The 13,216-nt window shown below is 43.1% G+C and carries 12 protein-coding genes; all 12 read left to right on the forward strand.

Features of this window, described 5'->3' with window-relative positions:
* Window positions 1-2,623: calcium-translocating P-type ATPase, SERCA-type (locus tag KHB02_RS25730; protein WP_241114091.1), on the forward strand; the 2,623-nt coding region annotated here is incomplete at its 5' end.
* 95 nt (window positions 2,624-2,718) lie between these two features.
* Window positions 2,719-3,594, forward strand: a complete 876-nt coding sequence (locus KHB02_RS25735) for a YicC/YloC family endoribonuclease (RefSeq protein WP_213140810.1) — start codon at window positions 2,719-2,721, stop codon at window positions 3,592-3,594.
* Between the two features lie 60 nt (window positions 3,595-3,654).
* Window positions 3,655-3,918, forward strand: coding sequence for an extracellular matrix/biofilm regulator RemA (remA, locus tag KHB02_RS25740; protein ID WP_213116381.1), 264 nt, complete (start codon window positions 3,655-3,657; stop codon window positions 3,916-3,918).
* A gap of 12 nt (window positions 3,919-3,930) precedes the next feature.
* Entirely contained in the window at window positions 3,931-4,545 is a 615-nt protein-coding gene (gene gmk / locus KHB02_RS25745) for a guanylate kinase (RefSeq protein ID WP_213140809.1), read from the forward strand.
* A 1-nt stretch (window position 4,546) separates the two neighbouring features.
* Window positions 4,547-4,765: a DNA-directed RNA polymerase subunit omega gene (gene rpoZ / locus KHB02_RS25750; protein ID WP_213140808.1), complete on the forward strand. Its 219-nt coding sequence runs from the start codon at window positions 4,547-4,549 to the stop codon at window positions 4,763-4,765.
* Between the two features lie 321 nt (window positions 4,766-5,086).
* The gene (gene coaBC, locus KHB02_RS25755) at window positions 5,087-6,301 is read left to right on the forward strand and encodes a bifunctional phosphopantothenoylcysteine decarboxylase/phosphopantothenate--cysteine ligase CoaBC (protein WP_213140807.1); all 1,215 of its coding nucleotides are present in this window, start codon (window positions 5,087-5,089) and stop codon (window positions 6,299-6,301) included.
* Entirely contained in the window at window positions 6,298-8,709 is a 2,412-nt protein-coding gene (gene priA, locus KHB02_RS25760) for a primosomal protein N' (protein WP_213140806.1), read from the forward strand. The genes coaBC and priA overlap by 4 nt, the downstream gene beginning before the upstream one ends.
* 51 nt (window positions 8,710-8,760) lie before the next feature.
* On the forward strand, window positions 8,761-9,246 hold the full coding sequence (gene def / locus KHB02_RS25765) for a peptide deformylase (protein WP_213140805.1): 486 nt from the start codon (window positions 8,761-8,763) through the stop codon (window positions 9,244-9,246).
* A complete protein-coding gene (gene fmt / locus KHB02_RS25770) occupies window positions 9,243-10,187 on the forward strand; it encodes a methionyl-tRNA formyltransferase (protein WP_213140804.1) in 945 nt (314 codons plus the stop codon). The genes def and fmt overlap by 4 nt, the downstream gene beginning before the upstream one ends.
* Before the next feature lies 1 nt (window position 10,188).
* Window positions 10,189-11,541, forward strand: a complete 1,353-nt coding sequence (gene rsmB, locus KHB02_RS25775; RefSeq protein ID WP_213140803.1) for a 16S rRNA (cytosine(967)-C(5))-methyltransferase RsmB — start codon at window positions 10,189-10,191, stop codon at window positions 11,539-11,541.
* A 3-nt stretch (window positions 11,542-11,544) separates the two neighbouring features.
* The gene (rlmN, locus tag KHB02_RS25780) at window positions 11,545-12,633 is read left to right on the forward strand and encodes a dual-specificity RNA methyltransferase RlmN (protein WP_213140802.1); all 1,089 of its coding nucleotides are present in this window, start codon (window positions 11,545-11,547) and stop codon (window positions 12,631-12,633) included.
* 4 nt (window positions 12,634-12,637) lie between these two features.
* Window positions 12,638-13,216 (forward strand): Stp1/IreP family PP2C-type Ser/Thr phosphatase (locus tag KHB02_RS25785; protein ID WP_241114092.1); only part of this gene is annotated, 579 nt, incomplete at its 3' end.

Raw genomic sequence — 13,216 nt, forward strand, 5'->3', positions numbered from 1 at the left:
TTCATCTGGATTATCAGCAGAGGAAGTGAAAAAAAGGGTAAAGCAATATGGTTTAAATGAGCTAGAAGAAGGGGAGAAGCAATCGGCTTTACTCTTATTTTTTAGCCAATTTAAGGATTTCATGGTGTTGGTGCTCCTTGCAGCAACGTTAATATCGGGGCTGCTTGGTGAATATATCGATGCAATCGCGATCATTGCCATTGTCATTATCAATGGATTTCTTGGCTTCTTCCAAGAACGGAGAGCGGAAAAGTCACTTCAGGCATTAAAGGAGTTATCTGCTCCGCAGGTCTCAGTGCTAAGAGATGGAAAGTGGATTAAGATTCCGTCAAAGGAAATCGTCGTGGGCGATATTATGAAATTTACAAGCGGCGACCGGATTGGTGCGGATGTTCGTCTGATTGAATCGAAAAGTTTGGAAATTGAGGAATCGGCGCTGACCGGTGAATCGGTGCCCGTTTCGAAAATTACGGAAAAGCTGACGAATGAAAATCCGGGCATTGGCGATATGGAAAATACAGCCTTTATGGGAACGATGGTAACAAGAGGCAACGGTGTGGGTGTAGCCATAGCTACCGGTATGAAAACAGCGATGGGTCAGATTGCCGGACTTTTGCAAACGGCAGAATCCCAAGAAACACCACTGCAGCGGAGGCTCGAACAGTTAGGGGAAATTCTAATTACAGTGGCACTTCTTCTGACCTTTCTAGTAGTAGCGGTTGGTGTGATTCAGGGACATGATATTTATACAATGTTTTTGGCAGGCGTTTCCTTAGCAGTAGCGGCAATACCTGAGGGTCTGCCGGCGATCGTGACGGTAGCTTTATCCTTGGGTGTCCAAAAAATGATCAAGCAAAAGGCGATTGTCCGCAAACTGCGAGCAGTTGAAACCCTCGGCTGTGCATCAGTCATTTGTTCCGATAAAACGGGAACCATGACACAAAACAAAATGACGGTAACCCATCTCTGGAGCGGCGGCCAAACATGGACAGTTGACGGTGGCGGCTATCAGCCAAAGGGTGATTTTTTCCGGAATGAAAAGAAGGTTCACCCTAAGGATGAAAAAGCCTTGCAGCAAATGCTGATTTTTGGGATGCTATGCAACCATTCTGAGATAAACCTTAAAGGTGAGGACTATATTCTTGACGGTGATCCAACGGAAGGCGCACTTTTGGTAAGTGCCATGAAGGCAGGTTTTAATCGTCCGAAGCTACTTGAGGAATTTACCATTATGAATGAATTTCCTTTCGATTCCGCAAGAAAAATGATGAGCATCCATGTAAAAGATAAACAGGGCAGGCATTTTATCATCACAAAAGGGGCTCCGGATGTTATTTTGGGCATCAGTGAATCGATTCTATGGGACGGGAGAACCCAATATTTAAACAAGGAAACAAACCAAAAGGTTCAATCCGCGATTGACAATCTGGCATCACAGGCATTAAGGACGATTGCGATTGCCTTTAAGCCTATTCCTGCGAACACGTACATTTTCAGCGAAAAAGAAGCTGAAAGCAAATTGACCTTTATTGGTGTTCAAGGGATGATTGACCCGCCAAGACCTGAAGTGAAATTAGCCGTTAAAGAGTGTAAAGAGGCAGGCATAAAAACTGTCATGATTACCGGCGACCATGCCATCACCGCTAAAGCAATTGCAGCTCAGCTGGGGATCTTAACGAGTAAAAGCAAGGTGCTCGACGGTAAGCAATTATCTGAAATGTCGGTTGAGGATTTAGAAAATGTGGTGGAAGATGTTTCGGTTTTTGCCAGGGTATCACCAGAACATAAACTGAAAATTGTTAAAGCCCTTCAGAACAGAGGTCATATTGTAGCGATGACAGGGGATGGCGTCAATGATGCTCCTGCCATCAAAGCCGCAGACATTGGGGTAGCCATGGGTATCACCGGAACGGATGTAGCTAAAGAGGCTTCGGCACTCGTTTTACTAGACGATAATTTTGCAACCATTAAAGCAGCCATTAAAGAAGGCAGAAATATTTATGAAAATATCCGCAAGTTCGTCCGTTACTTGTTAGCTTCAAACGTCGGTGAAATTTTGGTAATGTTGTTTGCCATGCTTCTGGGTCTTCCTTTGCCGCTCGTGCCAATCCAGATTCTTTGGGTGAACCTGGTGACAGATGGACTGCCGGCGATGGCACTTGGACTTGATCGCCCGGAGGAAAACGTTATGAAACGTGGGCCGAGAAGTCCTAATGAAGGAGTATTCTCACGTGGACTTGGCTGGAAGGTAGTCTCCCGCGGCTTTTTAATCGGACTGGTGACGCTTTTTGCCTTCATGATTGTCTATCATAATGACCCATCACAGCTGCAATATGCTCAGACTGTTGCATTTGCCACCCTTGTTATGGCTCAGCTGATCCATGTCTTCGATTGCCGCAGTGAGAAATCTGTCCTGTCAAGAAACCCTTTTGGTAACCAATACCTTGTATGGGCAGTTATATCATCATTGCTAATGGTGTTGGTAGTAATCTACTATCCGCCGCTGCAACCGATCTTCCACACCCTTCCAATCGCTGCAAAGGATTGGCTGTTGATTATCGGATTATCCTCCATCCCAACTTTTTTACTAGCAGGCTCATTTTTATTAAGAAAAACGAAATAAAGTGTGTTATAATCCAAAAGGTAATAGAATCCATTCTATTACCTTTTGGATTTTTTGGCTTATAGCATAAATTCAAAGAATGGATGTGCGCCTAGATGGTTGTAAGTATGACAGGCTTTGGAAGAGGCCGGGCAGAATCGGATTTCTTTATCGTGAATGCCGAAGTGAAATCGGTTAATCATCGCTTTACTGAAATAAATATTCGAATGCCAAGACAGCTATTAAAAATAGAAGATAAAATTAAGAAGAAGCTGAATCAGTATATCCGCCGTGGCCGGTCGGAGGTATATATCAACATTGAAGGTGCAGGTCTAATTACTCGAAAACTTCAAGTTGATTGGAAATTGATTGATGAATATTATCAGTTTATCGAACAGGCAAAGAGCAGATATGGATTTGAAGGAAAAGTAACCCTTCAGGATTTGCTCCTTCGTGCAGACCTATTACATATTGAAGAAAATGAAGCCGGTAATGAAGAGCTTGAAAATTTAGTGCTATCCGCTACTGAGGAAGCTGTCATCCTGTTGAAACAAATGAGGCTCGCGGAAGGCGCGGTTTTAAAGAAAGACTTGCTTGCCCTTATTGCCCAGTTGGAAACCCATGTAAAGGAGCTACAAAATTATGCACCTGAAGTGGTTCAGCTATACAAGGAGCGAGTCTTAAAGAGAATGCAAGAGTTTACCGGCGGTCAGGTGGACGAGACAAGGCTTTTGACAGAAGTGGCTGTTTTTGCCGAAAAAGCCGATATAAATGAAGAGATTACCAGATTGACAAGCCATCTGGAGCAGTTTGTGCAAACATTAAATGAAGCTGAACCGATTGGAAGAAAACTTGATTTTATTGTTCAGGAGATGAATCGAGAGGTCAATACCATCGGGTCAAAAGCAAATGATGCAAAAATTGCCAAGAAGGCAGTTGAGATGAAAAGCTTGCTTGAGAAACTAAAGGAGCAGGTTCAAAATATCGAATAGGATTTGTTTAGAAATGCATTGACACGGTCAAAATATATTATTAATGATTGGATGATTTTCATGGCAATTAAATTAATTAATATTGGTTTTGGTAATATTGTATCGGCAAATCGAATTATTTCTATCGTAAGTCCCGAATCAGCTCCTATAAAAAGAATTATCCAAGATGCCCGGGACCGCGGGTCATTAATCGATGCTACATACGGAAGACGGACTCGTGCTGTTATTGTAATGGATAGTGATCATGTTATTCTTTCCGCCGTTCAGCCTGAGACAGTAGCGCACCGCTTAACGGACCGTGAGGATACTATTGAAGAAGGGTAGGATTTTAGTAATATGCCAGAAAAAGGATTGTTAATTGTACTTTCCGGTCCATCAGGGGTTGGTAAAGGAACTGTACGAAAAGAGATTTTTTCACAGCCTGATACGGCCTTTGAATATTCTATTTCAGTTACAACCCGAAAGCCTCGTGCTGGAGAAGTGGATGGAGTGGATTATTTTTTCCGAACCCGCGAAGAGTTTGAGGAAATGATCAGGCACGGCAAGCTGCTTGAATATGCTGAATTTGTTGGTAACTATTATGGCACGCCAGTGGATTACGTCCGGCAAACCCTAGATGAAGGCAAGGATGTTTTCCTCGAGATAGAGGTCAAGGGTGCCCGCCAAGTTCGTGAAAAATTCCCTGAAGGTTTATTTATTTTTCTAATGCCGCCAAGTCTATCGGAATTAAAAAACCGAATTGTGACAAGAGGAACAGAAACAGAAGATATTATTCATAATCGGATGCTGACAGCCCGTGAAGAAATTGAAATGATGGAATTATATGATTATGTTGTTGAGAATGACCAAGTGGAACTCGCCTGCGAACGCATTAAAGCGATTGTAGTTGCGGAGCATTGCCGCAGGGAACGAGTAGAAAAACGTTATAAAAAATTGCTGGAGGTTGATTAGAATGTTATACCCTTCTATCGATTCATTGCTGGAAAAAATTGATTCAAAATATTCCTTGGTATCCGTGGCAGCTAAGCGTGCCCGCGCCATGTCGCAGGTAAAAGACGAGAGACTGCCAAAATACGTTTCCTACAAATATGTTGGAAAAGCACTTGAAGAAATTTACAGTGGCGAGCTAACCTACCGCGTTGCCAAAAAAGCAGATAACTCTGCTGAATAAATGTAGAAAACCATTTAATGAAGGCTTGACATAACAGTCAGCCTTTTTATTTTTCGTAAAACTTATGATAATGCATTTTTCCTTCTGTTGATTGGAGCGGAAGGCGCTCGACTCCTGCGGGAGTACGGGGCAGGGGAGACCCCACAGGCGCTTAAGCGCCGAGGAGGCTCCCCGTACCGCCCGCGGAAAGCGAGCGCCTGGAGCGGAAATCAACAGACCCATTAATAGAATTTTGTCGAATTCAAATAGTAAAAGGTGAAAAATAAGTAAAATTCAATCATAATAGAGGAAAAAGTGTTTACATAAAGCGGGGGAAAAAGTATGTTAACCAATAAAAAAATACTATTATGTGTAACAGGTGGAATTGCTGTTTACAAAGCAGCGGCCTTGACAAGCAAACTCGTTCAAGCCGGTGCCCAAGTTAAGGTTATAATTACCGAATCAGCCAGCCAATTCGTAACCCCATTAACCTTCCAAGCACTTTCACGCAATGAAGTTTATACAGATACATTTGATGAAAAAAATCCGCAGGTCATTGCCCATATCGACTTAGCCGACTGGGCCGATTTGGTCCTCGTGGCACCAGCCACAGCCAATACGATCGCCAAACTGGCGGGCGGGATTGCTGATAATATGGTCACGACTACGCTGCTTGCAACAACGGCACCTGTCTGGATTGCACCAGCCATGAACGTTCATATGTATGACCACCCAGCGGTTAAAAAGAATCTTGACACTTTAGCGGACTACGGATATCGGTTCATCGAACCAAGCGAAGGCTATCTTGCCTGCGGCTATGTTGGCAAAGGACGCTTAGAAGAACCTGAGAAAATTGTTGAATTAATTCAAGGTTTTTTTGCCAAAAAGGAATTTAAACCGCTTAAAGGGAAAACAGTCGTAATTACGGCTGGACCGACAAGGGAAAAAATTGACCCTGTTCGTTTTATATCCAATCATTCAAGTGGAAAAATGGGTTATTCCATCGCAGAAGAAGCTAGGAAGCAAGGGGCCCGTGTAGTATTGATTTCCGGTCCGGTACAAATACCCGCTCCCTCTGGTGTTGACCTAGTCAAGGTGGAGAGCGCGGAAGATATGTATAAAGCTTGTATAGAAGTTTTTGATAAGGCGGATATTGTGATAAAAACAGCGGCTGTTGCTGATTACCGTCCCAAAATTGCTTACGATGAAAAGGTGAAAAAACAGCCTGGCGGAACGGCGTTAGAGCTTGAACGGACAAAGGATATATTGTTTGAACTTGGCCAAAGAAAGAAAAATCAGGTGCTGATTGGTTTTGCGGCGGAAACAAATAATGTCGATGAATATGCCCGAAAAAAATTGTTAACAAAAAATGCCGATATGATTGTCGCAAACAATGTGAAGTCCGAGGGAGCGGGATTTGGCACAGATACAAACATCGTCACCCTATACAAACGTGACGGCTCAATTGTTGACTTGCCTTTGATGTCTAAAGCGGACGTCGCCGGGAAAATTATTGAAGAAATTGCCGCACTTCTTAAGGATTTGGAGAAAAAATGAAAATTGCCAGTGTCATTGTAGATGTGCCGGCTAAACAAACAGATAAAGCATTCGATTATCTTATTCCATCCCAATGGGAGGAGACGATTCAACCGGGAATGAGAGTCGTCGTTCCGTTTGGCCCGCGTCATATTCAAGGGTTTGTTATTGAGGTGAAGCGGGAGTCCGAATTCAAACAGTTAAGGGAAATTATTGAACCGATGGACCTTGTGCCGGTTTTGAATCAGGAATTATTAAAGCTTGGAACTTGGCTGACAGACCATACCCTATGCTTTAAGATTTTTGCCTTTCAGGTCATGCTTCCCGCGGCTTTAAAAGCTAAGTACGAAAAAAAGGTAAAACTTGCTCCTGGAGCGGCCGCCGTGGATTTGCCAATGCCGCTCCAGCCATACTTTGCTAACAGCAGCACGCTCAATTGGGAGATAGCATTAAAAAATGGCCTTGTTCCCTATCTGCAGCGTGCTTCGGCAGAAGGGTTTCTTGAGGTCATTTATGAAGTCAAGGAAAAGGTTAGGAAAAAACTTGTCCATGTGATAGGCCCAGCTATAGGTGTGCAGGACATGAAGCTAGAGCTGGAGAGGCTGCCTGGAAACGCGGATAAGCAGAAGCAAGTGCTGGCGTATTTTATAGAACACGACAGCGAAATTGAATTGCGGCAATTAACCGAGAAAATTAAAGCCTCCTCGTCTACAGTCAAAGCTCTTGTTGAAAAGAAACTGCTTTGGGAAGCGGAAAAAGAAGTCTACCGGGACCCATATGAAAACCGCACCTTTGAACGAACCAGCCCGTTGCCCTTAACAGAGGCCCAAACCACAGCCATTAAACCGATTCTTGATTCGATTGAAGGAAATCAACATGAGGTATTTCTGCTTTATGGGGTTACTGGCAGCGGTAAAACAGAAATTTACCTGCAATCCATTCAGGAGGTCATTGAAAAAGGCAAGGAAGCAATTGTTCTCGTTCCCGAGATTGCCCTTACACCGCAGATGGTCAATCGGTTTAAAGGAAGATTCGGTGACCAGGTTGCGGTGCTCCACAGCGGTTTATCGGCCGGTGAAAAGTACGATGAATGGCGGAAAATCCAACGGAAACAGGTTAAGGTAGCGGTTGGTGCAAGATCCGCTATCTTTGCCCCGTTTGAAAATATCGGCATTATCATTATCGATGAAGAGCATGAGACAAGTTATAAACAGGAGGAAATGCCGCGCTATCATGCGAAAGATGTGGCGATTGAAAGAGCGAAAACCTATTCTTGTCCGGTTGTGTTAGGCAGTGCCACTCCGTCTTTAGAATCGTTTGCGAGAGCGCAAAAAAAGGTTTACCATCTTTTGTCCCTGCCGACACGAATGAATAATCAACCATTGCCGTCCGTGGAAATTATTGATATGCGTGAAGAGCTACGCGCCGGGAACCGTTCCATGTTTTCCACGAAACTTTTTGAAATGCTTAAGGACAGGCTCGAAAAAAACCAGCAGTCCGTTTTATTTTTAAATAAACGCGGACATTCTTCGTTTGTCATGTGCAGGGATTGCGGCTATGTTGTCAGTTGTCCTAACTGTGACATCTCGCTTACCTACCATCGGGCCGGAGTTCAAATGAAATGTCACTATTGCGGTTTTGAAAGCCCGGTTCCGAAGATATGCCCTGAGTGTTCAAGCGAATATATCCGCTACTTTGGAACAGGGACGCAAAAGGTTGAGGACGAACTTGGAAAAATTTTGCCCGAGGCCAGGGTCATTCGGATGGATGTGGACACAACAGGCCGTAAGGGTTCACATGAAAGATTGCTGAAGGAGTTTCAGGACGGCAAAGCGGATATTTTATTGGGAACGCAAATGATTGCAAAAGGGCTGGATTTCCCTAATATTACTCTTGTGGGTGTGCTTTCCGCTGATACGATGCTTCATTTGCCTGACTTCCGGTCATCAGAAAAAACCTTTCAATTATTAACACAGGTAAGCGGCCGGGCTGGGCGTCATCAGCTGCCCGGAGAGGTAATTATTCAAACCTATACTCCGGAACACTACAGCATCGAGCTGGCCGGAACACAGAACTATGACCTTTTTTATCAGCGGGAAATGTTTGTCCGGAAAATGCACCATTATCCGCCTTTTTATTTTCTTGCTCTTATTACGGTCAGTCATGAGCAGTTGATGACAGTCATGTCCGCGACAGAGAAAATTGCCCGTTTCTTGAGATCACAGGTTTCTAATCAGGCGGTTGTTCTTGGCCCCTCAGTCTCGCCAATCGCAAGGATTAATAATAGATATCGCTATCAATGTCTGATAAAATACAAGCGGGAACCGAACCTGACAAAAACATTGAAAACAATCATTGATCAGCATCAAAATGAAGCGAAAAATGGGCTTCTTGTGTCCGTTGACGTAAATCCGTTTATCCTGATGTAATCTGGGTGAAAATGAAATAATAATTAGTAGAAAAATATTGGAGGAACCGTTTTGGCAATACGTAAAATTGTAAACTACCCTGCGGAGATACTGGAAACAAAATGCCAAGAGGTAGTAAAGTTTGATAAAAAACTGGCAAAAATGCTAGATGATATGTATGACACCATGATTGAATTTGATGGGGTGGGACTTGCAGCTCCGCAAATTGGTGTAGACGCCCGCGTCGCGATCGTCGACATTGATGATGAATCAGGAACGATCGAAATGATAAATCCTTGTGTTCTCGAAACAGCCGGAGAACAAACAGGACCCGAGGGCTGTTTAAGCTTTCCCAATTTGTTTGGGGAAGTATCAAGACCAAATTTCGTGAAGATTGAGGCCTTGGACCGAAAAGGCAGAAAATATGTAGTGGAGGCTGAAGGGTTCCTGGCACGGGCTATTCAGCATGAAATCGACCATTTAGACGGGATATTGTTTACTTCAAAGGTATTGCGATATCTCGAGGAAGATGAGTTAAAAGGAGTAGAGGCTGAATGACGAAAATTGTTTTTATGGGTACACCTGATTTTTCAGTGCCTATTTTGCGACAAATCATTGAAGATGGATACGAGGTAATTGGCGTGGTAACCCAGCCGGACAGACCTGTCGGTAGAAAAAAGGTTTTAACGCCGCCCCCCGTTAAGGTAGAAGCGGTAAAGCAGGGGATCCCAGTCTTGCAGCCCGAAAAAATTCGTCATTCAGAAGAGCTCAGTAAAATCCTCGCTTTGAAGCCGGACTTAATTGTAACGGCAGCCTTTGGTCAAATTTTACCAAAGGAGCTGCTGGATGCCCCGAAATTTGGCTGTATCAATGTCCATGCTTCCTTGCTTCCGGAATTACGCGGCGGAGCGCCAATCCACTATGCCATTATGCAGGGAAAAAAGAAAACAGGCGTTACCATCATGTATATGGTCGAGAAATTAGATGCCGGTGATATGCTATCAAAAGTGGAAGTTTCAATTGCCGAAGATGATAACGTTGGTACACTTCACGAAAAACTTAGTGCGGCAGGTGCCAAACTACTTTCAGAAACGTTGCCTAGGCTTCTCGAGGGCAAATTAAACCCAGTACCGCAGAATGACAGCGAGGCGACCTTTGCTCCCAATATTAAGCGAGAACAGGAAAAAATCAATTGGGCCAAAACAGGCGCTGAAATATATAATCAAATTCGCGGCTTAAATCCCTGGCCTGTTGCTTTTACGATGTTAGATGGCCAGGTGCTAAAAATTTGGCAAGCGGAGAAAATTAAAAATGCCAAGCAGAACGTACCCGGGACAATCATCAACATTGAGCCGGACGGCTTAACGGTCAGCACCGGAGATGATACTGCGATTAAAATTATCGAACTGCAGCCATCTGGTAAAACAAAAATGGCCAGTGAGCAATTTTTACGGGGAGCGGGTTCGAAAATTTCAACAGGCAGTAAATTAGGAGAGTAAAATGACAACCAAAGCGAGAACAAATGTACGGGAAGCGGCAATGGACCTTCTTGTTACAATAGAAAAAAATCAATCCTACAGCAATTTGCTACTTAATCATGCAATCAATAATAATCAAATCTCTCAAAAGGATATCGGCTTATTAACGGAATTAACCTATGGAACGTTACAAAGAAGAATGGCCTTAGATTTCTTTCTCAAGCCCTTTATAAAAGACCATAAAAAATTGGCGGATTGGATTATTCATTTACTTAGACTCACGGTTTATCAAATGGTTTATCTTGATCGAATTCCTGATCGTGCTGCTATATATGAAGCAGTAGAAATTGCCAAAAAACGCGGGCATAAAGGAATTGCAGGCTTGGTTAATGGCGTGCTTAGAAGCATTCAAAGAGAAGGACTTCCATCTTTAAATGAAGTTTCTGACCCAATTGAAAGATTATCACTGGAAACGAGTCACCCATTATGGCTTGTGGGCCGCTGGGTCAGCCAATTTGGATATGATAAAACAAAAGAAATGTGTGAGATCAATCTGACGGCACCGATGCAAATTGCCAGAGTCAATCTCACCAAGATGTCTCGAGATGAATGTGCCCAGGTGCTCGAAGAAGAGGGGTTTGAAATTGAAAAAAGCCCGATTATTCCAGAGGCGATTAGGTCGTTAAAGGGAAATCTGGCTACTAGCATTGCCTTTAAATATGGAATGTTCACAATCCAAGATGAAAGTTCGATGCTTGTAGCCTATGCATTAGGCGCTGAAAAAAATGAATTTGTCCTTGATGCTTGTGCAGCCCCTGGAGGTAAAAGCACGCATATTGCTGAAAAGATGCAAAATACTGGCGAAGTGATTTCCGTTGACCTTCACCAGCACAAAGTAAGATTAATCAATGAAAATGCCCGCCGATTAGGGTTATCAAATATAAAGACAAATGTCTCTGATTCAAGATTGCTGCAGGAAAAGTTCAAGCAGGAATCATTTCATCACATTCTGCTTGATGCACCATGCTCAGGGCTTGGGGTGATGAGAAGAAAGCCTGATATGAAGTATACCAAGACCGAAAAGGATTTAGAGCGTTTAAGCAGTATTCAACAAAGTCTATTAACATCGGTTGCTCCTTTACTGAAAAAAGGCGGCACCCTTGTATATAGTACCTGTACAGTAGATAAAGTGGAAAATGAATATACAGTAAAGACATTTTTAGATAACAATCCGGAGTTTGAGGGAGATTTAACATTCAAAAACAGGATGCCAGAAGCGATTCAACCGCTCATTACCGGATTTGATTTACAAATATTCCCACAAGATTTTGGGTCAGACGGCTTTTATATAGCCGCTTTAAAAAGGAAGGTGTAACGATTGGAACAACTAAATACAGCAGAGAAGAATACAGCATTGGACAAAAAAAAATCGATTTACTCACTTGAGCTTCAAGATTTAAAAGATTGGCTGAAAGAGAATGGCGAAAAACCATTCAGAGCCGAGCAAATTTTTGACTGGCTTTATAAAAAACGGGTCATTTCTTTTGAGGATATGAGCAATTTATCCAAAGAATTAAGAGAGAAACTGGCCGCCGCGTTTCAGATTACTACCTTAAATACGGTTATTCAGCAAACATCCTCGGATGGAACTATCAAATTTCTCTTTGAACTTCATGATGGATATTCCATTGAGACAGTTTTAATGCGTCACGATTATGGAAACTCAGTTTGTGTAACGACTCAGGTTGGCTGCAGGATCGGCTGTACCTTTTGTGCTTCCACTCTTGGCGGCTTAAAAAGACATTTAGAAGCTGGTGAAATCGTTGCGCAGGTTGTCAAGGTCCAGCAAGCTCTTGATGAATCAGATGAACGCGTCAGTTCCGTTGTCATTATGGGTATTGGCGAGCCATTTGATAATTACGATAATATGCTGTCGTTTCTAAAAATTATCAATCATGAAAAAGCGTTAAATATCGGGGCGCGTCATATCACTGTTTCAACAAGCGGTATTATCCCGAAAATCTATCAATTTGCTGATGAAAATATGCAAATTAATTTTGCCATTTCCCTGCATGCTCCTAATACAGAATTAAGGTCAAGGTTAATGCCGATTAATAAAGCTTTTAAACTTGATGACTTAATGAAAGCAGTGCGGTATTATATCGATAAGACAGGCAGAAGAATAAGTTTTGAGTATGGCCTCTTTGGCGGCGTTAACGATTCAGTTGAGCATGCCGAGGAATTGGCAGAACTGATAAAAGGGATAAAATGCCATGTGAATCTGATACCTGTTAACTACGTTCCGGAAAGGGATTACGTCCGCACGCCTAGAGAAAAGATTTTTGCTTTTGAGAAGACGCTAAAAACGCGTGGTATAAATGTAACCATTCGCCGGGAGCACGGCCATGATATTGATGCAGCATGCGGGCAGCTTCGTGCAAAGGAGCGAAAAGAGGAGACGATGTAAAGGTATGAAAGAAGTATTTCAAACAGACCGAGGGAAAGTGCGTCTTCACAATGAGGATGCCGGGGGAGTTTTTATTAACCTTGACGGGGACCGCCTTGCCATCGTAGCAGATGGGATGGGCGGCCACCGTGCGGGTGATGTAGCAAGTGAAATGAGCGTATCGCATTTAAAACAAGAATGGGAAAAAACCAAAGGAATTATAGATGCCGAGACGGCCGAAACGTGGCTCGAGGAGCAAATTAAAAAGGTAAATGAAATTCTTTTTGACCATGCCTTAAGCCATACGGAATGTGACGGGATGGGGACGACGATTGTCGCTGCTATCGCCACGAGTTTGTTTGCGACAATGGCAAATATAGGCGACAGCCGCGGTTATATTCTGAATGAATCTGGTTTTAAGCAAATTACCGAAGACCATTCCCTTGTTAATGAATTAGTCAGGACCGGGCAAATTTCCAAAGAAGATGCAGAGCATCATCCTCGTAAAAATGTATTGCTGAGGGCATTGGGGACTGAAAAAACAGTCGAAATGGATATTAAAACAATCACTTTCGAAGAAGGCGATTTACTCCTTTTATGTTCT

It is taken from the genome of Neobacillus citreus, from assembly GCF_018343545.2.
In the GTDB taxonomy this organism is placed as follows: domain Bacteria; phylum Bacillota; class Bacilli; order Bacillales; family Cytobacillaceae; genus Neobacillus; species Neobacillus citreus.